The organism is Prosthecobacter sp., assembly GCF_034366625.1.
Taxonomy (GTDB): Bacteria; Verrucomicrobiota; Verrucomicrobiia; order Verrucomicrobiales; family Verrucomicrobiaceae; genus Prosthecobacter.
The window spans coordinates 210,760-231,355 of record NZ_JAXMIH010000011.1; the positions used below are offsets into that span (position 1 = coordinate 210,760).

Annotated in this window: 22 protein-coding genes; 8 read left to right on the top strand and 14 right to left on the bottom strand. The window is 61.1% G+C overall.

Annotated elements, in window-relative coordinates:
* Positions 1-49 precede the first annotated feature (49 nt).
* Positions 50-1,021 carry a tRNA lysidine(34) synthetase TilS gene (gene tilS / locus U1A53_RS14625; protein ID WP_322282041.1) on the top strand — a complete coding sequence of 324 codons (972 nt, stop codon included), beginning with the start codon at positions 50-52 and terminating at the stop codon, positions 1,019-1,021.
* On the opposite strand, the gene U1A53_RS14630 is transcribed toward tilS, so the two are convergent.
* Genes U1A53_RS14630 through U1A53_RS14640 form a run of 3 tightly spaced genes read right to left on the bottom strand, consistent with a single transcriptional unit; the run spans position 1,022 to position 4,188 of the window.
* Positions 1,022-2,257: a DUF1015 family protein gene (locus U1A53_RS14630; RefSeq protein ID WP_322282043.1), complete on the bottom strand. Its 1,236-nt coding sequence runs from the start codon at positions 2,255-2,257 to the stop codon at positions 1,022-1,024.
* 30 nt (positions 2,258-2,287) lie between these two features.
* Entirely contained in the window at positions 2,288-3,769 is a 1,482-nt protein-coding gene (locus tag U1A53_RS14635; protein WP_322282044.1) for a CbiX/SirB N-terminal domain-containing protein, read from the bottom strand.
* A 41-nt stretch (positions 3,770-3,810) separates the two neighbouring features.
* Positions 3,811-4,188, bottom strand: coding sequence for a DUF721 domain-containing protein (locus U1A53_RS14640; RefSeq protein WP_322282046.1), 378 nt, complete (start codon positions 4,186-4,188; stop codon positions 3,811-3,813).
* A 102-nt stretch (positions 4,189-4,290) separates the two neighbouring features.
* On the opposite strand from U1A53_RS14640, the gene U1A53_RS14645 reads away from it, so the two are divergent.
* Positions 4,291-5,418 carry an Lrp/AsnC family transcriptional regulator gene (locus U1A53_RS14645; RefSeq protein ID WP_322282048.1) on the top strand — a complete coding sequence of 376 codons (1,128 nt, stop codon included), beginning with the start codon at positions 4,291-4,293 and terminating at the stop codon, positions 5,416-5,418.
* A 32-nt stretch (positions 5,419-5,450) separates the two neighbouring features.
* Here the strand turns inward: U1A53_RS14645 and U1A53_RS14650 are convergent, their stop codons facing one another.
* The 4 genes from U1A53_RS14650 to U1A53_RS14665 form a co-directional block, all read right to left on the bottom strand.
* Positions 5,451-6,041, bottom strand: a complete 591-nt coding sequence (locus U1A53_RS14650) for a hypothetical protein (RefSeq protein WP_322282050.1) — start codon at positions 6,039-6,041, stop codon at positions 5,451-5,453.
* 167 nt (positions 6,042-6,208) lie between these two features.
* Positions 6,209-6,916 (bottom strand): FkbM family methyltransferase, encoded by a 708-nt coding sequence (locus U1A53_RS14655; protein WP_322282052.1) that lies wholly within the window; start codon positions 6,914-6,916, stop codon positions 6,209-6,211.
* 122 nt (positions 6,917-7,038) lie between these two features.
* Positions 7,039-7,902 (bottom strand): sugar phosphate isomerase/epimerase family protein, encoded by an 864-nt coding sequence (locus U1A53_RS14660; protein ID WP_322282053.1) that lies wholly within the window; start codon positions 7,900-7,902, stop codon positions 7,039-7,041.
* Positions 7,903-8,015: 113 nt separating this feature from the next.
* Positions 8,016-8,639: a hypothetical protein gene (locus tag U1A53_RS14665; protein ID WP_322282054.1), complete on the bottom strand. Its 624-nt coding sequence runs from the start codon at positions 8,637-8,639 to the stop codon at positions 8,016-8,018.
* 125 nt (positions 8,640-8,764) lie between these two features.
* Here U1A53_RS14665 and U1A53_RS14670 point away from each other — a divergent pair, with 125 nt between their 5' ends.
* From U1A53_RS14670 to U1A53_RS14690, 5 genes are all read left to right on the top strand, one after another.
* Positions 8,765-9,379 (top strand): PEP-CTERM sorting domain-containing protein, encoded by a 615-nt coding sequence (locus U1A53_RS14670; RefSeq protein WP_322282055.1) that lies wholly within the window; start codon positions 8,765-8,767, stop codon positions 9,377-9,379.
* Between the two features lie 53 nt (positions 9,380-9,432).
* Positions 9,433-10,485: an NUDIX domain-containing protein gene (locus tag U1A53_RS14675; protein ID WP_322282056.1), complete on the top strand. Its 1,053-nt coding sequence runs from the start codon at positions 9,433-9,435 to the stop codon at positions 10,483-10,485.
* 7 nt (positions 10,486-10,492) lie between these two features.
* Positions 10,493-10,849, top strand: a complete 357-nt coding sequence (locus U1A53_RS14680) for a dihydroneopterin aldolase (RefSeq protein ID WP_322282058.1) — start codon at positions 10,493-10,495, stop codon at positions 10,847-10,849.
* Positions 10,850-10,947: 98 nt separating this feature from the next.
* The gene (locus U1A53_RS14685) at positions 10,948-11,265 is read left to right on the top strand and encodes a hypothetical protein (protein WP_322282059.1); all 318 of its coding nucleotides are present in this window, start codon (positions 10,948-10,950) and stop codon (positions 11,263-11,265) included.
* Between the two features lie 42 nt (positions 11,266-11,307).
* Complete coding sequence (locus U1A53_RS14690; protein ID WP_322282060.1) at positions 11,308-12,216, top strand: peptidylprolyl isomerase; 909 nt, start codon at positions 11,308-11,310, stop codon at positions 12,214-12,216.
* 29 nt (positions 12,217-12,245) lie between these two features.
* Here U1A53_RS14690 and U1A53_RS14695 read toward each other — a convergent pair whose 3' ends face one another.
* A complete protein-coding gene (locus tag U1A53_RS14695) occupies positions 12,246-13,775 on the bottom strand; it encodes a PQQ-binding-like beta-propeller repeat protein (RefSeq protein ID WP_322282061.1) in 1,530 nt (509 codons plus the stop codon).
* Positions 13,776-13,868: 93 nt separating this feature from the next.
* Here U1A53_RS14695 and U1A53_RS14700 point away from each other — a divergent pair, with 93 nt between their 5' ends.
* Positions 13,869-14,879 (top strand): ThuA domain-containing protein, encoded by a 1,011-nt coding sequence (locus U1A53_RS14700; RefSeq protein WP_322282063.1) that lies wholly within the window; start codon positions 13,869-13,871, stop codon positions 14,877-14,879.
* Positions 14,880-14,925: 46 nt separating this feature from the next.
* Here the strand turns inward: U1A53_RS14700 and U1A53_RS14705 are convergent, their stop codons facing one another.
* From U1A53_RS14705 to U1A53_RS14730, 6 genes are all read right to left on the bottom strand, one after another.
* Complete coding sequence (locus U1A53_RS14705) at positions 14,926-15,702, bottom strand: transporter substrate-binding domain-containing protein (RefSeq protein WP_322282064.1); 777 nt, start codon at positions 15,700-15,702, stop codon at positions 14,926-14,928.
* 9 nt (positions 15,703-15,711) lie between these two features.
* Positions 15,712-17,664 (bottom strand): NAD(+) synthase, encoded by a 1,953-nt coding sequence (locus U1A53_RS14710; RefSeq protein ID WP_322282065.1) that lies wholly within the window; start codon positions 17,662-17,664, stop codon positions 15,712-15,714.
* Positions 17,665-17,707: 43 nt separating this feature from the next.
* Positions 17,708-18,127: a DCC1-like thiol-disulfide oxidoreductase family protein gene (locus U1A53_RS14715; RefSeq protein ID WP_322282066.1), complete on the bottom strand. Its 420-nt coding sequence runs from the start codon at positions 18,125-18,127 to the stop codon at positions 17,708-17,710.
* A gap of 2 nt (positions 18,128-18,129) precedes the next feature.
* On the bottom strand, positions 18,130-18,783 hold the full coding sequence (locus tag U1A53_RS14720; protein ID WP_322282067.1) for a DUF1361 domain-containing protein: 654 nt from the start codon (positions 18,781-18,783) through the stop codon (positions 18,130-18,132).
* 98 nt (positions 18,784-18,881) lie between these two features.
* Positions 18,882-19,952 carry a 23S rRNA (adenine(2503)-C(2))-methyltransferase RlmN gene (gene rlmN, locus U1A53_RS14725; protein WP_322282068.1) on the bottom strand — a complete coding sequence of 357 codons (1,071 nt, stop codon included), beginning with the start codon at positions 19,950-19,952 and terminating at the stop codon, positions 18,882-18,884.
* An 18-nt stretch (positions 19,953-19,970) separates the two neighbouring features.
* Complete coding sequence (locus U1A53_RS14730) at positions 19,971-20,588, bottom strand: MBL fold metallo-hydrolase (protein ID WP_322282069.1); 618 nt, start codon at positions 20,586-20,588, stop codon at positions 19,971-19,973.
* Between the last annotated feature and the right edge of the window lie 8 nt (positions 20,589-20,596).

A 20,596-nucleotide genomic window follows, 5' to 3' on the forward strand; every position in this document is an offset into this window, starting at 1 on the left:
TGGTGTTGTTTCCCTTTTGCGACGGGTCGTCGGTGTTCCATAGTCGCGGATGCCGCTCCCTACCGCCATTCTCCTGAATCTGCCTTCCGCCTGCGATCCGTCTGAAGCGGTGCTGCTGGCGATTTCGGGCGGGCGGGACTCGGTGGCGCTGCTGCATCTGCTGCGGGAGGCCGGATTCACGAACCTGATTCTCTGCCATCTCAATCACGGCCTGCGCGGCAAGGAATCCGATGGCGATGCGGCGTTTGTGCGGCGTTTGGCGAAGAAGCTGGAGTTGAAATGCGAGATCGAGCAGGCTGACGTGATGGCGCTGGCGGAAAAACGCCGCCTTTCGGTCGAAACAGCGGCCCGGGAAGCGCGGCATGCGTTTCTGCTGCGCATGGCGGAGAAGCATGACACCTGGATCGTCTTTCTTGCTCATCACGCCGAAGATCAGGCGGAGACGATTCTCGCCAATCTTTGCCGTGGCAGCGGTCTGGCGGGATTGGCCGGCATGCACGCGGTTCAGCGGCTCGATTCGGGCCTGCACCTCGTGCGGCCTCTTCTGCACGTCCGGCGTGGCGAGATTGATGCCTATCTCAAATCGAACCGCTGCAAGTTCCGCGAGGATTCGAGCAACACGTCGCCGAAGCATCGCCGCAACCGCCTGCGGCATGAGGCGGTGCCGTTGCTGAATGACATTTTCGCACGTGATGTGGTGCCGCAAGTACTGCGTCTCGGATCACTGGCGGAGCAGGATGACGACTGTTTGGAGCGTCAGGCTTTCGCGTTCTTAACCGCTCCGCATCAGGTGAATGAGGATCGCTCGCTTTCCATCACCACGGAACTGCTGGCACTGCATCCTGCCGTGTTGTCACGCGTGTTCGCGCTGTGGTTCCGTGAGGTGATGGAACTGCCCGGCATCGAGCATGATGAGATTGAAGCCGCAATGTTGATGCTGGCACCCAAGGGGGCGGCGAAGATCAACCTGCCGCATGACCGCCACCTGCGTCGCAAGGCAAAGCGGCTGTGGGTGGAGTGATCAGCCTTCCAGCGTGTGGATGAACAAACCGCTGCGAAGCTTCGGCTCGAACCAGGTGCTCTTCGGCGGCATGATCTGGCCGACGTCGGAGATGGCCATGAGTTGATCGACGGTGGTGGGGAACATGGAGAAGGCGACGCTGAAGTCACGGCTGTTCACGAGCTTTTCGAGTTCTGCCGTGCCACGGATGCCGCCGATGAAATCAATGCGCTTGCTGGTGCGTGGATCGTCGATGCCGAGCACGGGCTTGAGCAGGCGGTCTTGCAGAATGCTCACGTCGAGCTGGTCGATCGGGCTGGCGTCCTTGGCGGCTTCCCAGGTCAGTTCATACCACTGGTCCTTGAGATACATGCAGCACTGGCCGGGCTTGGTCGGTGATTTGAGCGTGGTGGTCTTCAGCGTGAAGATTTCGCCGACCTTCTTGAGGAACTCCTCGCGGTCGTTGCAGTTCAGATCCTTCACTGCCCGGTTGTAGGGCAGAATTTTCAGCTCGTTGCCGGGGAAGAGGACGCTGAGAAACCAGTTGTAGTTTTCCTCGCCGGTGTGGTTCGGATTGGCCTCGCGGCGCAGCTTGCTGACGCGGAAGGCGCTGGCGGCGCGGTGATGGCCGTCAGCCACGTAGGCGCAGGGCACCTGGCTCTCAAACAGGCTCGTCAAAGACACGCAGAGTCCCAGCGAGACACGCCAGACCTGATGCCGCACGCCATCGGGTGCGTTGATGTCGTAGATGGGCTTCTCCGCTTTTAGGAAGCCATCAATCAGGGCGCTGATGCCTGGACGCTGGCGGTAGGTGAGGAAAATTGGCCCGGTGTTCGCGTCGAGCGCGTCCACGAGGTTGGTGCGGTCGTCTTCCTTGTCCTGCCGGGTCTTCTCGTGCTTCTTGATGATGTCCTTCTCGTAATCCTCGGTGTGGCAGACGGTGACGAGGCCGGTCTGGCTGTGCCCGGCGATGGTCTGGCGATACAGATACATCGTGGGCTTCGCCTCGCGTGTCAGCACACCCTCCGCCTGCATGCGCTGGAAGTTTTCTTTCGCCTTCGCATACACCGGGGCCGAGTAGGGGTCGATTTCGAGATCAAGATCGATCTCCGCGCGGTCCACATGGAGCAGGCTGTTCGGTTTGCCTTTGGCAAGAGCGGCGGCTTCCTCGCGGTTTACCACGTCGTAGGGGACGGCGGCAACCTCGGTGGCGAATTTGGGGGAGGGGACGAGACCTTTGAATGTGCGGATGCGCATGGGGCGGGATAGTGCGCCGTGCGGGGCTTGTCAATCCGCACTCTTGGGCTGATTCGCCTCATGGTTTTCACGGGCAATCTTGCGCGCGGCGGAGACGATGTGGGTGCAGGCTTCGATGCAGAGCAGGGGGATGGCGTTGGGCGCGTGATTCGGCTGTGTTTTGGTCGCGGCATCTTTCGTCATCGGTTGTGTGGGCGTGAGCGGCCAGAGGATGCGGCGCAGGCAGTTTTCGTTTGCGCAGCACTTGCCGATCATCGCGTGCGCCTGCTCGTCGGTGATGGAATTCGCGAAGCGATACATGCCGGTCTGGCGGCCCAGCACTTCACGCAATGGCACAGAGGCGAGTTTGTCCTGCTCCAAGGCATGCGTCATGCCGAGAGCGGCGGGGTAGAAGAAGTCGAGGGCAAGCCGCAGTTCGTCGAGCGTGGCGAGATCGAGCCGCCAGCCGCGATTCAACGTCGGCGCGGAGTGCAGCGGGCGAAACGCCCCGCTGGCGTCGTAGCGGGCGATGAACAGAGCCTCCTCGGCATCATGGTGGACTTGCAGATCGTCCTGGCCGCGATCCGCGCTGTGGCAGATCGAAAACGTGCCATCGGCATTCGCGGTGATGGCGATTTCACCGATGGAGTCACGACCTTGCTTCAACCACGCAGCCAGCGCCGGAATGATTTCTGCTTTCTGCTTTCCGCTTTCTGCTTTGATCCCATGCTTCGCATCAAAATCATGCACCTGATCAAGAATCACGTCCGCCATGTGCGCTTCAGTGCCGATGGCGCCGCTGTAGTAGAGCAGGCGGCCTTGAAGCTGATGCGGGTTGTGATGGAAGACGCCCAGTTCGCTGAGTGCGGCCCCAGTTTCTTCGCGCATGCCGAGGAGGACGGGGATGTCCTGGAAACTGTGCAGGCCGTCGGCGATGAAGAACGGGACGACGACGACATCCGGTGCGGTGGTCAGTTTGGCCCAGTCGGCGATGAACGGGGCCTCCTCCATGTAAGTATCGACGACTTCGGCGAATCCGTGATGGCCGTCGCGAATGAGGGCGACCTGCGTCTCGATGACCTTGCGGGAGTTCTCGTTCAGGTTCGTGCCGTGGCCGACGATGATGAGGCTGGTGCGATCTCGTGGCACGCCGGGCGCGACTTCATCGGCGCGCTGGAGCAGCAGCCGCGTCATGTTGGGATGAATGCCGACCGGATCGCAGTAATAGATCGTCTTGCCATCGCGCTGGGTGACGGGGCCGTCGAGACGCAGTTCACGCGGCAGCACCTGCTGGCAGAAGTAGCCTTCGCTGATGAAGTTCGGCACGATGTAGATGACATCGCTGTCCACCATCTCGAACACCTCGCGCATGTTCGGCTCCTCCTTCCAGAAGCAGCAGACGACCTCGCGGAAGAGGCCACGGCGGCGGATGGCGTCGGCGTGCAGGTGTGTCGGGGCGCTGGAGTCGGGGTTTACGGTGGAGCCGTGACCGACGATGATGAGGGCGGCGTGGGAGTGCGAAGCGGAGGGCACAGGGCGAAGGGCAAAGAGTTGAGAGAAGAAACGTGGCTACGTCAGCCGTGGCGGAAGCGGATGTCGCGGATCTTGGCGTCGGGCAGTTTTTCCTGGAGGCGTTTGAGGATCTTCACTTTTTCGAGCGAGAGGGCGTGATGCGCGGTGGGCTGCATGAGGCGCACGGTCAACACACCGCGCTCAAAGGCATCGGGGCGCGTCATCTTGAAAAGAAAGGTGCCGACGATCTCCTCCCACGCGGCGAGGATGTCCTCCAGCTTCACGCGGTTGGCCATGCCGTACTTCGCCATGATCTGCGTGGCGAGATCACCGACCTTGAGCGTGGGCAGGTCGATGAGCGGGCCGTTGTCCACGCCACGCCACGCGGAGAGCAGGTTGTGGCGCAGGCGCATGGTGGCGGTGGGCTTGCGGTTGTTCATGGGCGCATGCTAGACGGCAATTGCCGCGTGCTAAATCGCAAATTTCAAATCTCGCAATCCGTCGGGCCGCCGCTATGGATTCCGCCCGCCATTTTCCCAGCCATGTCCGACGTTTCCCTTCCCATCGAGCACACCGATCCCATCAACGCCCAAATCCTCTCTGTGAGCGAGGATCGCGTGAAGGGCTTCCATCAGCATCCGTTCCAGTTCATCGCGGAGCAGAGCGGGCTGCCGTTTGACACGGTGGTGGAGCGCATCCGCGCCATGCTGAAGGGCGGCGTGATTCGCCGCGTGCGGCAGACCTTGCTGGCGAACAAGCTTGCTGAAGGCGCGCTGGTGGCCTGGAAGGTGCCGACGGAGAAGCTGGAGGGCGCGTTTGAGTTCCTCTTCAAACAAGACCCGTTCAGCGGCCACGTCGTGCTGCGCAGCACCGACCGCGAGGTCAGCGGCAGCGATTTCCGCCTGTGGACGACGCTCAAGGTGCCGCAGGACCGCGCCATCAACGAGCACTGCGATGTGCTGAAGCGCCTTATCGGCGCGGAGGATTACTACACCATGCAGGCGCACGGCATCTTCGCCCTCGGCGTCGGCCATGTGCGCCGCAAGACGATGGAGCCTGGCGAAAAGGCCGATGAGCCTGCCGTGATGATGACCACCAACATCGCTGACCTCGATGCGGAGGAATGGAACGTGTTGCTGCATCTCAAAGGCGATCTTTCGTCCGAAGAAATCGGCCCCGAGCCGTGGGCGGGCCGTGCTAAGGACGCGGGCGTCTCAATGGAGAAATTCTGCGAAGTGGCGAAGCGTCTGGATGCCAAAGGCGTCATCGGCCGTTTCTCGACTTTCTTGGAGCACGTCAAACCCAGCGCCACAGGCCAGCGCGTGACGCGGTTCAATGCGCTGTTCCACTGGAAGGTGCCGAAGGGCATGGAAGAACGCGCCGGCGGCGAAGTCGGCCGTCATCCCATCATGACGCATGCTTACTGGCGTGAAGGCGGCGACCGCTTCGCCAACGTGAACATCATGGGCGTCATCCACGGCACCGACAAGGACACCGTGCTCGCCCACAAGGCCGCGATTGACAAACATCTCGTCGAGGCCGGCATCCCGGTTGAATACACCAACGTCTTCTGGGGCGGCCGCAGCGAGATCAAACCCAGCGAGATCTCACCGATCGTCTTCAAGGAATGGCACGCCAAGTGGGCGGATGTGCCGGGACCGGTGGTGTGAGCCAGGTCCGCCTCAATGTTTCTCGTCCAGGACTAGAGAGGGGCTTCAGCGCTGACTGGCGGTTTTGTCGAAATGATCTTGGCAGGAATGCCCGCCACGATGCAGTCCGGCGGAACGGACTTCAGGACCACGGCTCCAGCGCCGACCACCACGTTGTCGCCAAGGGTGATGTCGCCTATGACGGATGCTCCTGCATAAATGGTGACGTTGTTGCCGATGAGCGGGCTGCCTTTGGCGGTGTGCCCGATCGTGACCATCTGGTTGATGTGCGCGTTCGCACCGATAGCACGTGCGCTGATGATGGTGGCAAACGCATGCTCGAGATACAGACCGGGTCCGATGTCGGGGCAGCAAATGAAGAGAGCCGATTGAGGCGGGAAGATGATCTTGAGAAGCCGCAGGAAAACAGTGCCTCGGTCTGCCCGGTAATAGAGAAGGCTGCGGAACTCCGGGAAGTCGATGAACTTTTGCAGAATGAATGGAAACATCGACTCAGGAGTGATCTTGCCACCCTGCCAGTTCTGACAATCGGCCAGCAGCACGAGAAGGCGCTGCGACGAAAATGCGGACCGCAAAACTGCCGTGATGAAAGAGTTTCGAGTCTTTTTGATGAGAGAAGTCATGAATGTTTTTGGCAGGCCTTGGGGGTGACCGGTTCGTTTCCTTGCAAGCATCTTGATGTCCAACAAAAGACTGCCCGGCACAGCGATGGACGTTCATGGCGGTGGGTTCACACCCCGTGCCGGTTTGCATGTCGCCGGATGCGCGAACGGTGGTCGAGCGGTACCATTCACCGGCGCGCCCAGAGGACGCCGACTTTGTAGAGACGGTATTTCAGCCAGCGCTTTTGAATCTGCACCTCGAAGCCGGCGGACTCAAGCCGGCGGACTAAGCGACGGTGATCATGGGAGGGATGAAACTCATGAAACTCCATGGCGATACGTTCCACTTTTCCCAGCAGGCCATGGCTGATGTGTTCGAAGATGGCGTACTCCGCACCTTCGCAGTCAATCTTGAGGAAGTTGATTTGGGGCAGGTTTTCGCTCTGGACAATGTCCTCGAGCGAACGGCAGGGGGCGGTGGTGACCTGGTTGCCGGCCTTGCTGCCGCCGATCCAGCGCATCAGCATTCGTGTTGCCAGCGGCAGCCGAAACACGGTCGAATGGTTCAGGGCACCGAAAGCAGGGCTGTCGATGAATTCCAGATGCGTGCCGGGCTGGCCGACCGCACAACGAAGGATCCGGACATTCTGGAGGTTGTTGGGCGCGAGGCTTTGAGCCAGGCATTCAATGGACCGGGTGGGTTCAATGCAGACCACGCGGCCCTGCGGAACCTGGGGGGCTGCCCAGAGCGCGAACAAGCCGGCATGGGCGCCGACGTCCACGACGATGTCCGTCGGGCGGAGTTCAAAGCCTGGTCGCTGATAGCTGTGCGTGCGAAATATTTCCCCGGCGATGTAGTTGCAGTCGCCCAGGCGATCTTGGGTGTCGAGCTGCAAGTGGAGCCCGTTGGGGAGATGGAGGATTGGACGGGACATGAAACAAAGGCGCAGCTACAAAAAACCGGATGTCATTGGCCGTGGGCTCATGACATCCGGTGGTCGAAAAAAATGTCAAATGGCTAAGCGACGAGCGGATGCAGGTTGGCTTTGCACCATTCGCCGTTCTGCTTGGTGACACCATCGGGATCATCGACGGCGACGTGGGCTTCATCTTCGCAGATGATCCAGCCTTCGTAGTCGCGGGCGACGAGCCATTCGGTGATCTTGTGGAAGTCGAGCTTGCCGGTGCCCATCTGCGCCCAAGGCTCGGCGCCGTTGCCGGAGAAGTCCTTGTAGTGGATGTGGTTCACGAGGTGCTGCCACTTGTTGAGCGTGGCGATGACATCCATGCCGCCACGGATGATGTGGCCGACGTCGGGCGTCCAACCGGTGACCTTGGGATCAAGGCTGCTGAGGACGACATCGTAGTCTTCCTGGGTGCGGACGAGCGATGGGGGCGGGCTGTTCGGGTGGTAGGAGCAGCGCAGGCCGGCATCGACGGCGCGCTGGGAGACGGCGTTGACGTTGCGGGCGACGTTGAGGCGGCGCTTTTGCAGATCCTTGGTGCGGCCGCTCGGAAGGGTGACGGTGCCGAGCATGGCGCCGGGGAAGTGCTGCAGCAGGTTGATGGTGAAGTCGGCGGCGGCTTTTTCGTTCGGCGCTTCGGTGTCGCCGTCCCAGGCGCAGACGAGGGCGAGGCCGGCGAGCTGCATGTTGTGCTTCTGAAGGGTGTCCTTGAGCTTGATGGGGTCGCAGAAGTCACCGAGCCAGTATTTGCAGCAGCCGAGGGCGCTTTCGGAGATTTCGAGCACCATCGGCTCGATGCCGGTGAAACCCGCCTCGGAGGCGACCTTGATCATGTGGTCGAGTTTGTTGTCGTAGCCCTTGCCGGTGCCCTGCATGAACCAGGTATAGACTTCGGAGCCGAATTGGATTTTGCCCATGGTGTGTTGTTGGTGTTGTTGGATGAAAACAAACGGCCTTACGAGGCCGAACGTGTGCCATTGGAGACGAACGCGTGCGAGCTGTCCAGCGCCAAAGTGACGAGGCCACCGGGTCAGGGAGATTCTGGAGGCGGCGGCAGTGCCGAAGGGATGTCCATGTTGTCACGGTGGCGCATGTCGTGCCAGAGCTCGGCGCAGATGAAAGTGCTGTCGCGCCGGTTGGTTTTGCTCAAGGAAAGCGGGATGCGGAGGGTGCCACGTGCAAGTCCGCCGCTACGCATGACTTCCACGTCCGCCTCCAGCACGATGTTGCGCTGCTTCCTGGTATCGAGATGGACATGTGGGCCCAGCAGCAGGCTGGCGCGGGTGAGGCCGGCAGTGTTCGTGGGTTTGAACTCGGCCCGGCCTTCAAAACCGCGCGCCTCCATCGGTGCTTCGAAATGATCCGAGCTGGTGATGCGCAGGCGCTTGATTTCAAACCAGCGCTGATCGCCGTCTTTCCCAAAGGCATGCATCCTTATCAGATAGGGGCCGATTTCAGCAACGACGGCACCGCCGAGCACCACGGCGCTGAGGGCGATGCCTGATTCCGAGTGCTGGGGGATGAATTCCGCCCGGAAGGCGCTGCCACCCACGCTCTGAGCCGGGCTGGTGGCCTTGTATTCGAAGCGTGTGGTGAGGAGGTGGACGCAGGAAGGCAGAAAGAGGAGGCAGTGCAGGAAAAGTAGCAGGCGCATGACGGCCAAAATGGCGGCTGGAACCGGGATGGCGAGGCTGAAATCATGACCCGCTGAAGGTTCGTGGAAGGAAATCAACAGGTTCTATTGACAATATTGAATACATTTTATATAATTACTGTAATATGTCGTTCTCACGAGCACTTCCCTTGCTAGTTGCCATCGCCCTGCCTTTTGGTACGGCCAAGGCGCTGAATTGGAATGAAACGATCGATGGGGAGCTTTCCGGAGATGGCAACTCTCCCACAGCCATCCTGTTCACCGATGGTTCCAACCTGATTGAGGGCACCATGGGAGCCCTCGGCGGTGTGGGGCCTGTGGATGCGGATGTGTGGACATTCACGATCGCCGCCGGCTACTATCTGACGGGCATCAGCTTGGTTTCCTACTCGGCCCCCACCTCGGGGCACGATTCTTTCATGGCGATCGACGACGCCACCTCAATCAATATGGGTGATCCCTCTCTGCACCTGAGCAACGGCCTGTGGACCGAGGAGCTGGATGGCTTTGGCAACACTTACACTGACCTGATGGCCATCCTCGACTTAGGGCCGATGTTTGGTGGCACTGGCTTTGATGGGCCGCTGGGGCCTGGGGACTACACGTTCTGGGTGCAGGAAGGGTCAGAACAGATTCAATACTGCATCAATTTCGATGTGACGCCCGTGCCAGAACCGGGCAGCGCCTTGCTGCTTGGGCTTGCGGGCGTACTGGCGTTGCGCTGCCGCCGCCGTCGGTGAATGACGCATCGACGTTTGCAAAGCATGGCCGCCGCAGCTAATGCGCCGCGCGCATGATTCGGAACCTCCTGTTCGACTGGTCCGGCACGCTGGCGGACGATCTGCCCAGCGTCCTGCGTGCTGTGAACGGCATGCTGTGCGCTGCAGGGCGCCCGGAACTGACGCGCGAGGAGTTCAAATCGCGATTCCGCCTGCCCTACACCGAGTTTTTTGAGGAAATGCTGCCCGGCACGCCGCTGGAGCGGTTGCAGCAGCTCTATCTCGATCATTTTCCCCATGCGCATGAAGGCGTGGAACTGCTGCCGCATGCGGGTGAGTTCATCCGTTACGCCGCCGCCACGGGACGGCGCCTGGTGGTGCTCAGCAGCGCACCAGCCCAGCATGTCGAGGCGCAGGCTCAGGCGCTTGGCGTGAAGGATGCGTTTGAGGTCATGCGCTGTGGCGTCATCGACAAACGAACGGAAATTCACACCCTGCTCGCTGAACTCGACATGCACGCCGGGGAGACCGCCTTCATCGGTGACATGCGCCATGACATCGATGCCGGCAAGGCCGCCGGTGTGGTCACGATTGCCACCTGCACGGGCTATGAGAACGCTGAAACACTGCTCACGGCAGCCCCCGACATGCTGGTGGCTGATCTGTCGCGGCTGCCCGTCTTGCTGGGCGGAATGCAGGTTCGGAACGATGCGATGCCAGTGGCCACCGTGGGTGCGCTCATCTTGAACCGGGCAGGGGAGATGCTGTTGATCCGCACGCACAAGTGGAGCCACCGCTGGGGCATCCCTGGTGGCAAGATCAAGCGTGGTGAGACCTGCGAGGACGCGCTCATCCGTGAGATTGCCGAGGAAACGGCGCTCGCGCTTCGCGACATTGAATTCGTCATGGTTCAGGACTGCATCGAGCCGCCTGAATTTCAGCGTTCCGCGCATTTTCTGCTGCTCAACTATGTCGCGCATTGTGCCGACGATCAGCAGCAGGTCGTTCTCAACGAAGAGGCGCAGGCGTTTCAATGGCTGCCGCTCGCTGATGCCCTGCGGGTCGATTTGAACATGCCCACGCGCATCCTCATCGGCGAATGCGTGAGGCGTGGACTTGTGTCATGATCTGCCCATGAACCCGCCTGACGAAATCCGCATCTCCGCCCTGCGTCTGAGCACGCACATCGGCGTTCCTGAGGCCGAGCGGGCCTCCAGCCAGGTGCTGGAGGCTGACATCACCCTCCGCATCACCGGGCGGTTCGAGGCGATGAACGATGACATCGCCGCCACCATTGATTACGCCGCCGTTGCCTCCCGGCTCCAGACGCTCGCCGCCGAACGCCCACGCAAGCTGATCGAAACTCTCGCTGCCGAGATGGCGGCCTGCCTGCTGGATGAATTCCATGCCTCCGGCGTCACCATCGAGCTGCGCAAACGCATCCTGCCAGACACCGATCACGTGGCTGTGCGCCTCGTTCGCGGAATTTGAACCGCAGTGCTGCCAGATGGGTCACAGACTTCGATCTTGCCAGCCACAACCACCCCGCCTAGTATCGCGGCCAGTTTAGAATTCAATTCTGCCAAACAATGACACCGTTGCGCCTCCTTTTTGCCGTCTTGCTCGCCTCGACCACGCTCATTTCATGCGATGGTGGTATTGGACGTGTTGATTCCCGCTATCCCTCTGTATCCCAGCAGGACGCCTATGATGTCAGTTGGGGGCTGCCGCCGCGCAAATCGCGTGGCAATCCGAAGCTGCGCTATCAATACAACGCCAAGAGTGACTATTCCCAGCCCGAAAGCGCCGCACCTTCGGCACCTGCTCCATCAGCACCTGCTCCGGCCCCGGCACCTGCGCCGAACACCGCTCCCATCAGCCCGACGATTCCTCCCACCCTGCGCTAGTTCGTCGATCCCATCGCATCCCCCTATCAACGCGAACGCCACGTGAAGACCTCGCTCCTGCTCTGCCTGCTTGCCTTTGGCTGCCATGCCGCTTTGAACGCCCAGCAATTGAAGGCCCCTGAGACACTCCGGCCCAGCACGGTGCCGGTGGTTCCGGCTCCTCCCACGGCGGAGATCGACAAGCTGGCCGAAGAGGCGCAGAAATCACTCTACAAGACGGTGGACAAATCCGGGGACACCGCCTCCTCCGGCACGAAAAGCACCGGAGCGCCTACTTCCTTGCGTCTTCCTGCCCAGAGGCCGGACGATCCGTCGCTCTGGGCGAAGGATTCGGTGCGCAAGATCGCGGTCATGGAAGTCGCCTTCGGCGGCATGCGGGACACCGTCATGATCGAGCTGTTTCCAAATGATGCACCGCAGACCGTGGCCAACTTCATCAACCATTGCGAGAGCGGCCTCTACAACGGCCTGGCCTTCCATCGTGCCATCGAAGGCTTCCTCGTTCAGACCGGCGATCCGCTGACATCGGACGAGTCCGCCCGCGAAAAGTGGGGCACCGGAGGCGAGGACAAGACAATTCCCGCCGAAATCAAACGCCCGCATCGCATCGGGGCGGTGGCGATGGCGCGTCGTTCCGACAAGGTCAACCCCCAGCGCCGCTCGAACGGGTCGCAGTTCTATGTCACTCTGGGCAATTATGGAGCGATCGACAGCAAGTACACCGTTTTCGGCCAGGTCGTGTCCGGCTTGGAGGCATTGAAGCGTATTTCGATCATGCCAGTGGATGCCAACGACTGCCCCATCGCCCGCATTGAGGTCAAGTCCATCAAGGTGATCGACCAAAAAGGCCCGATGCAGGTCCAGAGCGCGGTTGCTGGCGAAGGTCAGCGTTACAGCAAGCCGGATTCGGCCCGCGGTATGGTCGGCCGTTTCCTTCACCGGATCTGGTAGCGAGGTGGGCGCTTCTTGCTCGTATTCAATCACTTCGCCGGAATCTCGTAGCACACCGCTTCGCGGTCATTGCGCACCAGCAGCCAGCGTCCCGCCAGTGTGGGCGGATTCCAAGTCTTGGAACTCAGCGCCTCCAGGCGTGACACCTCCTCCAGCCGCTCAGGGTTGGCCTTCACCAGCGCCACGAAACCTTTTTCCGCCTGCACCAGCATCCACTGCTCGCCAACGCGGATCTGCTGACCAAAGCCGTAGCGCCCTTCGCGCCAGCCGCGTTCGCCCGTGGTCAGATCCACACAGCAGAACGTGCCCTCGTCAGACGCATACGCATGCGTGCCAAACACACTCGCGCTGCTGAACTTTGTGCGAGGGTGACTGCTGCTCCAGATCGACGTGGCGGCCAGTTTGCCATCCGCTCCAGCCTTGATCTCCAGCAGATGGCATTTCACGCCATAACTTGAGGTCACGAAGAGGCGCTCGGGCGTGATTTGTGCCGGCTGAGCGACCTTGGGAAACGCCCCTGGCCAGTCAAACCGCCACAGCACCGCGCCTGTGGCCGGATCATGGCCTGTGACCGAGCCGTTGTTCACATTCACGATCTGCTCGCGTCCCGCCAGCGTCCGCAAAACCGGTGAACTGTAGCTGCCGCCATCTTCGCCTGCCTTCCAGGCGATCTCGCCTTTGTCTTTGCGATAGGCGATGAGGGACAAACCACTCTCACCTCCGCTGCACACAATGAAATCACCCACCAGCAACGGCGAGGAACTCTTCCCCCACTGCAAATTCGTTTTGGCAGCAGCCTCCTTGATCGTCTCACGGCTCCAGCGCGCTGCCCCTGTCGCCAGATCCAGGCAGTTGAGAAGCCCCTTGGACCCGACCGTGAAAACCACGCCTTTCACCACATCCACCGTCGGCGTCGCACGCGGTCCGATACCGCCCATCGCTTCATCAAAGCGTGCCTCGTCCGCATGCGACCACAGCAGCTTGCCCGTGGCGATGTCGTAGCACGTCACACATTCTTCTTTTCCCCGCTGCTCCTGGGTGATCGCCCGGTTTCCTATGACCGCGAAGCCCGACCAGCCATCTCCCATCGCAATGCGCCATACCTCACGCGGCGGATGCTTCTTCCAATCCGTCTGCCAGCTCGGTTCAGGCAGCACACCATCGCCAGCGGGGCCCAAAAAGCGCGGCATGTCGATCACGCCCGCCGGAACGCTCGCAGTTGTCGTCGCTGTGCCCGCGATGTTGTGCAGCTCCGGTAGAGATGCCTTTTTCTGCCAGCGCCAGCCCAGGCTCGGAAAAGCCGAGCCATCGGCGGAACCTTCGTAGCGGACCAAAAAGCGGAACGCGGTCACCACCACGACAAACCCCAGCACAAACAACCCCAGCCTCTTCAACCGTGCCCCTTTGAGCCTGAGCGCCCACCATAGCCCGATCAGAATCAGCCACAGCGGCACGCCAATCATCAGCATGCCCGAGCGAAACACGTGATCCGTCAGCCACTGCCAGGCAAGCAGACCGCCGAGGATTAGTGTGACGAAGAGAGGAAATTTAGGAATCATGGAGGATGTCAGGTTACGCCAAATGCTGCTCCAAGGAAACTGCTGGCGCAAACGAGCGTATGTCTCATCCTCCGCCTGTTCACGCCAACCATCATGAAACAATTCGTCCTTTCTCTCTGCGCCCTTGCACTTGGCTCCACCAGCCTGCTCTCTGCCGATCACGTCGCTTACCAGCCTGCCGGTGAAACCAAATCGAAGCACATCGTCCTCCTGGCGGGCGATGAGGAATATCGCAGTGAAGAGGCCTTGCCCATGCTCGGCAAGATCCTCAGCCAGCGCCACGGCTTCAAATGCACCGTCTTGTTCAGCCTCGGTGCTGATGGCACCATCGATCCCACCGCTGGAGCCAGCCTGAGTCATCCCGAGGCGCTCGATTCTGCGGATGCCATCGTCATGCTGCTGCGCTTTCGCCATTGGGATGAGGCCACGAGCAAAAAATTTGAGGCCGCGGTCAATCGTGGCGTGCCGATCATCGCCCTGCGCACCAGCACACACGCCTTCAACGGGTACGACAAGGACAGCCCCTTCGCCGCGTGGAACTGGAACAACCCCGAGGGTGGCTGGGGTCGCAAAGTGCTCGGTGAAACCTGGGTCAGCCATTGGGGCAAACACAAGGTCGAGGCCACCAAGGGCATCATCGAAGCCGCCAACGCCAATCATCCCGTTCTGCGCGGTGTGAGCGATCTTTTCGGCAACAGCGACGTTTATGAAGCCGCTCCGCCCGCTGACTCCATCATCCTCGCCCGTGGTCAGATCCTCCAAGGCATGACCGCCGACACGCCTCCAGCGAGTTACAAGAAGGCTACTGCCGCCAAAGTCGAGCAGGACGTGAATTCCCCCATGATGCCCGTCGCCTGGGTTCGCGTGGTGAAGAACGATGCCGGCAAAGAAAACAAAACCCTCTGCACCACCATGGGTGCCGCCACCGATCTCGCCAATGAAGACCTCCGCCGCCTCGTTGTGAACGGCGTCTTCTGGGGACTCGGTCTCGAAGTGCCGGAGAAAGCCGACGTCACCCTCGTTGGTGATTACCAGCCGACGATGTACGGCTTCAAGGGCTTCAAAACCGGGTTGAAGCCCGACGACTTCGCGCTCGGAAAGTAGCCCTGTTGCTGTGCAACAGGAGTCATCCAGTTGCGAAGCAACTGGACTACTTCAGCTCAAACACAAACGGCAGTCCTTGCGCTGCCATCATCTGCTTCTCCTTCGCCATGAAGCGTTCCGCCAGCTTGGCGAAACTGCCGTCGGATCGCATGCGGGCGAGGACTTCATTCACCTTCGTTTTCAATTCGTCATTGCCCTGCTTCAATCCAACCGCCCAGACTTCCTCCCGCAGCGGGGCAAGCAGCGCGCGAGTTTTGTCGGCGTTCTCAGCATGGTAGTTCATGATGGAAAGCTGGTCGTAAACCCACGCATCGACGTTCGCGTTCACCACCTCCAACACGCAGGACACATCCGCGTCGAGGGCAGTGATTTTGGCCTCCTTGAGGTTCTCACGCACCCAGCTTTCACCCGTGGTGCCGAGGCGGACGACGATCTTGCGTCCCGGTGTCTTCAAATCGGCCGCACTTTGCACAGTGGAGTGCTTGGCGGCCAGAATCGACAAACCGGTCTTCACATACGGTTCGGAAAAATCAATCGACTGCCGCCGCTCCGGCGTGGCGGTCATGGAGGAGATCACGAGGTCGATGGAGCCGGTGCGCAGCGCGGTGATGAGACCGTCAAAGTTGATGTTGCGAAATTCCACTTCGCGACCGAGCGCCTTGCCAATCTCCCGGCCCACTTCGATGGAGACGCCGACGATCTCGCCCTTTTCATCCACATACTCAAACGGCCGATACGTCGCGTCGGTGCCGATGATGAGTTTGTTGCTGCGTGAGCAGGTGCAGAGAGTGAACAGCAGGCTCAGGGCAAGGAATCGTAGCATGGCAGTATTTTATGAGTTCAAATCACCGGCGAAATCACTCGGCATGCGCCAGTCGCCACGCGGGGAGAGCGCCACGGAGCCGACCTTGGGGCCGTCCGGCACGCTGGAGCGCTTGAACTGGTTTTGCGCGAAGCGTTTGAAGAACAGCGCGAGCCACTTGGCGATGGTTTCGTCGTCGTACTTGCCCGCAAACGCCTGCGCGGCCAGCCAGCGGATTTTTTCGGCGCTGCTGCCGTGACGCACGAAGTGGAACAGGAAAAAATCATGCAGCTCATACGGCCCGATGGTGTCCTCGGTCTTCTGTTGCAGCGATGCATCCGCCGCGAGCGGCAGCAGTTCGGGCGTGATCGGCGTGTCAGCGATGTCGCGCAGAATCGCGCCAGCCTTTTCAGCAAACGGGCCTTCGGCGCACCATTCGATGAGGTAACGCACCAGCGTCTTCGGCACGCCGGAGTTCACATGATACATCGACATGTGATCGCCATTGAAGGTACACCAGCCCAGCGCCGCCTCGGACAGATCTCCCGTGCCGACGACGATGCCACCGGTCTTGTTGGCGATGTCCATGAGGATCTGCGTGCGCTCGCGCGCCTGCGAGTTCTCGTAAGTCGCGTCGTGCTGCGTTTCAGAATGACCAATGTCGGCAAAATGCTGTCGCACCGCCTCATTGATCGAAATCGTGCGCAGTTCGATGTTCAGCGCCTCGGCGAGTTGCTCCGCATTGCTCTTCGTTCGCGTTGTGGTGCCGAAACCGGGCATCGTGATCGTCAAAGCGGCGCTCATGGGCATTCCGGCGCGTTTCAGTGCCTCCAGCATCACCAGCAGTGCCAGCGTCGAGTCCAGTCCACCGGATAAACCAAGCACCGCCGTCTTCGCGCGGGCTTGTTTGAGCCTGCGGGCCAGTCCGGTGGCTTGAATCGCAAAAATTTCCTCGCACACCGCCGCACGATCCACTTTGGCCGAAGGTACGAACGGATGCGCCGAGATCGTGCGCAGCAGTTTGTCATCGCCGCCGAGTGCAGGGCCGAGATCGAAGGCGATGCGATGCATCGGCACTGTGCTGGCTTCATCGCGGAACGAAGCGCTTTTCAGCCGGTCATGCGCGAGATGCTGCACATCGACATCGGCGACGGTTTGCCGTGTCTCGAAGGAAAAACGCTCGCTCTCGCTCAGGAGGATGCCGTATTCAGCCACGAGGCAATGACCCGAGTAAACCACATCCGTGCTCGATTCACCCGCTCCGGCACCCGCATAGACATAGGCCGCCAGACAACGTGCCGCCTGCTGCGCCACGAGGTGACGACGATACGGTGCCTTCCCCAAAACTTCCGTGCTGGCCGAGGGATTCGCCAGCAGCGTGGCTCCGGCGAGCGCCAGATGACTCGACGGCGGAATCACCGTCCACAAATCCTCACAAATCTCGACGCCGAGCACGAAGCCGGTCACATCGCGTGCCTCAAACAGCAGTTCTGCGCCAATGGGCACGTCTTCACCGTTCAGCGTTGTCATCGTGGTGACCAGCGTATGCGCCGGTGAGAACCAACGCCGCTCGTAAAACTCCGCCGAGTTCGGCAGGAACGATTTCGGCACCAGCCCGAGCACGCGGCCTTTCGCCAGCACCGCCGCCACGTTGTAAAGCCGGTCTTGAACGAGCAGAGGCAATCCCACGACCAATACCGTCGGCAAATCATGCGTCGCCTGCGCCAGTTCACCCAAACAACGCACCGCAGCCGACCTCAGCGCTTCCGTGTGAAACAAATCCGCGCAGGAATAGCCCGTGAGGCTCAGTTCCGGGAAGACGACGAGCCTGCACCCACGATGTGCCAGCGAACGCGCCTCACGCGCGAGGATCGCGACATTCTTCCCCACATCCCCCAGCACCAGTTCCGGCGACACCGCCGCCACCCGCACGAAACCAAGTCGTTCGCGGGTGGAAGTCGGGGAAGGGGCTGCCTGCTGCATGCGGGAGCTTAGCACGCAGGGTTTGGGGTGCGCGAGGAGGAATTCACTGCGTCACTACTCGCGCCTTCAACTCCGCCGTCGGCATCATGCAGGTCTCGTCTTTACCGAACCAGCGGTAGCGGTTGCGGGCGATGAAGAAATAGAGCGGGTCACGCAGCGCTCGTGGCAGCGGTTTGAAGACGAGGGCGAGCTTCCACAGGCCGCCGAGGGTGCGCGCGATTTCGAGACCGGCGTCGCTGGCCTTGAAGGCTCCATGCGGCGTGATGAACAGCATGGCGTTGGGCGCTTCGGGATCGAGGCCGTGGCGGGTGTAGAGTTCGCGGCCCAGCGGACTTTGAATGGGGGCGAACTTGATTTTGCCTGCCGGATCACGTCGCACGATGAAACGCACGCTGGCATGGCAGAGATGGCAGACGCCGTCAAAGAGCAGCAGATGATCGTGGCTGGGGTCGTAGTGGGACACGGCTATTGGATCTTACGCTGCTCAGGCTGCATCGTCGTCGCCGAAATCCAGACCAGATAGGCGAGGATCAGCAGCGTGCCGAAACCGAGGGTGAAACTCCACGTGTTGCCGTGGTGCAGCGGGTTCAGAACGCGTGAGACAATGTCTTGCAGCAGATGTTGGGGCTGGTGGACGATGTCCCAACTGTTCCAGCGTAAAAAGCGGCCGAGATAGACGCCGAAGCCGCTCAGGACGAGCGAGCCAAGGGTCACGCTCCAGGCGGTCATGCGGGAGAACCGCCGCGCGAACCAATGCTGGACGATGCGCAGCGATTGAAAGCCGAACCAGAGCGACACGAGAGCGAAGGACAGCAGCATCAGCAGGTCGAGCCAGAGCGGGACGTGGCCGCGATTGTGGGGCGAGAGATGAATGAGATCGGTCAGGACGTAGGGCGCGTTCGGGAAGAACAGCAGCCAGATGGCGAGCAGCGGCAGCGCGAACACGAGGCGCTTGATTCGCACCAATCCGAGGCTGAGGCCGAGTGGAATCGCCGCGAGAAACAGATTCCACAGCAGGAAGGCGTAGTTGTGATGTCCGGCGAGGTGAAACCGCACATTGAGCACGGCGCAGCACCAGAGGCAGGCAAGGAGATTGAGGAGAAGCAGGCGGGCGGGCATGCGGCATGATACGAGTGCCTTCGCCTCTGCGGCAAGTGGGCGCTTGTTTGTGGAGATGAATTCACGTTCGGTTCACGCAAACTTCATCCATAACGGAATCAAGCGGCCTTTCGCCGCGCCTGCTTCGCCGCTTTGAGCTGTCCGCAGCCGGCGGCGACATCGATGCCGCGGCGTTGGCGGATGGTGCAGGGGAAACCGGCGTCTTGGAGGATGCGGTGGAAGGTGTCGGCTGCGGTGTCGCTGCTTTCGGTGCCGGTGTAGCCTTCGGTGCGGTTGAGCGGGATCAGATTGATGTGGGCGTCGAGGCCGTGGAGCAATTCAGCGATGCGTTTCGCGTGCTCGGGCGTGTCGTTGACGCCGTGGATCAAGGTCCACGCGAAGAAAATGCGACGACCGGTTTTCGCATTGTAGCTGCGGCAGGCGGCGATGAGATCGGCCAGCGGCCAGCGCTGGTTGGCGGGGATCAATTTCGCGCGTTCCTCCTCCGTGGCGGCGTGGAGGCTGACGGCGAGATTGTAGGGCCGGTTTTCCGCCGCCATGCGCAGGATGCCGGGCACGACGCCGACGGTGGAGACGCTGACCTTGCTGGGGCCGATGTTCAGGCCGCGAGTGTCGCAAATGATGTCGAGGGCGGTCATCACGGCGTCGTAGTTGTGCAGCGGCTCGCCCATGCCCATGAAGACGAGGTTGCGCAGTCCGCGTTCGCCTTTCGCACGCAGGATGCGCTGCGCATGGAGCACCTGGGCGACGATTTCGCCCGGCCGCAGATGCCGCACGAAGCCCATCTGGCCCGTGGCGCAAAACACACAGCCCATCGCGCAACCGGCCTGCGTGCTGACGCAGGCAGTGTGGCGGCCGGTATAGCCCATGATGACGGTCTCGATCTCCTGCGCGTCGGCCATGCGCAGGAGGAATTTGTGCGTCAAACCATCGCTGCTCGGTGTGTCGGACGAGACGGGCGGCACGTCGAGCATCCAGGAGCCGTCGCTGAGCACCTTCATTAGCCATTGGCGCAGCGGCGGCACGAGATCTTCACGGGCGAGCGGATCAGCCATCGCCTTGAAGTGAAGCGTGTTCCAAAGCGTACCCGCATGCGCCGGGCGCAGACCGGCGGCCACGATCAGCTCGCGGAGCTGGTCGAAGGTCAGGTCATGGAATGATTGTGGCATCAGGGGGAAGGGATGAGGTCAGGCGAGAAAGGGATTCTCCAACCGTTCGCGACCGATGGTGGTGTCGTCGCCATGGCCGGGAAAGACGCGGGTGGCATCGGGCAGCGTGAATAGCTTCTTCTCAATGCCGCTGAGCAGTTGCTCCGTGGAGCCGCCGGGGAAGTCGGTGCGGCCGATGCCGTCGAGAAAGAGCACGTCGCCGCCAAAAAGCAGGTGTTGCGCTGCGAGATGAAAGCACACGCTGTCTGGCGAATGGCCGGGCACATGGTAGAGCCGCCACGTCTCGCCGATGGCATCCAGGGTGTCCTTGCCTTCGAGGACTTCATCGACTTCAAAATCCGGCACGGAGAAGGAACTGCCTGTCACCGCGCCGTAGAGCCGTTCCAGGGTCAGCTCGCGCGAAAACGGCGCAAAAGCGTATATCCGGCAGCCGTGCTGCGCTTTGATCGCTGCGGCATCGAGAACGTGATCGAAATGCTGGTGCGTGAGAAAAAGCGCGTCCACGCGCACGTTTTGCCTGCGCAGCCAGTCCGCGATGCCATCGGGCGCATCCACCAGCACGTTGCCGCCGGGCAGGGACAGTAGATGACCGTTCGTGGCGGCGATGCCGCCGGTGAAAGTGGAGATTTCAGGCATGGGGGAGG

Coding starts and splice junctions, on each gene's coding strand:
- U1A53_RS14720 (WP_322282067.1), bottom strand. CDS start 18,783: ATGCCCGCCCGCCTGCTTCTCCTCAATCTCCTTGCCTGCCTCTGGTGC.
- U1A53_RS14695 (WP_322282061.1), bottom strand. CDS start 13,775: ATGATTCCTAAATTTCCTCTCTTCGTCACACTAATCCTCGGCGGTCTG.
- U1A53_RS14670 (WP_322282055.1), top strand. CDS start 8,765: ATGTCGTTCTCACGAGCACTTCCCTTGCTAGTTGCCATCGCCCTGCCT.
- U1A53_RS14650 (WP_322282050.1), bottom strand. CDS start 6,041: ATGACTTCTCTCATCAAAAAGACTCGAAACTCTTTCATCACGGCAGTT.
- U1A53_RS14640 (WP_322282046.1), bottom strand. CDS start 4,188: ATGAACAACCGCAAGCCCACCGCCACCATGCGCCTGCGCCACAACCTG.
- U1A53_RS14685 (WP_322282059.1), top strand. CDS start 10,948: ATGACACCGTTGCGCCTCCTTTTTGCCGTCTTGCTCGCCTCGACCACG.
- U1A53_RS14680 (WP_322282058.1), top strand. CDS start 10,493: ATGAACCCGCCTGACGAAATCCGCATCTCCGCCCTGCGTCTGAGCACG.
- tilS (WP_322282041.1), top strand. CDS start 50: ATGCCGCTCCCTACCGCCATTCTCCTGAATCTGCCTTCCGCCTGCGAT.
- U1A53_RS14660 (WP_322282053.1), bottom strand. CDS start 7,902: ATGGGCAAAATCCAATTCGGCTCCGAAGTCTATACCTGGTTCATGCAG.
- U1A53_RS14675 (WP_322282056.1), top strand. CDS start 9,433: ATGATTCGGAACCTCCTGTTCGACTGGTCCGGCACGCTGGCGGACGAT.
- U1A53_RS14630 (WP_322282043.1), bottom strand. CDS start 2,257: ATGCGCATCCGCACATTCAAAGGTCTCGTCCCCTCCCCCAAATTCGCC.
- U1A53_RS14710 (WP_322282065.1), bottom strand. CDS start 17,664: ATGCAGCAGGCAGCCCCTTCCCCGACTTCCACCCGCGAACGACTTGGT.
- U1A53_RS14705 (WP_322282064.1), bottom strand. CDS start 15,702: ATGCTACGATTCCTTGCCCTGAGCCTGCTGTTCACTCTCTGCACCTGC.
- U1A53_RS14700 (WP_322282063.1), top strand. CDS start 13,869: ATGAAACAATTCGTCCTTTCTCTCTGCGCCCTTGCACTTGGCTCCACC.
- U1A53_RS14730 (WP_322282069.1), bottom strand. CDS start 20,588: ATGCCTGAAATCTCCACTTTCACCGGCGGCATCGCCGCCACGAACGGT.
- rlmN (WP_322282068.1), bottom strand. CDS start 19,952: ATGCCACAATCATTCCATGACCTGACCTTCGACCAGCTCCGCGAGCTG.
- U1A53_RS14665 (WP_322282054.1), bottom strand. CDS start 8,639: ATGCGCCTGCTACTTTTCCTGCACTGCCTCCTCTTTCTGCCTTCCTGC.
- U1A53_RS14645 (WP_322282048.1), top strand. CDS start 4,291: ATGTCCGACGTTTCCCTTCCCATCGAGCACACCGATCCCATCAACGCC.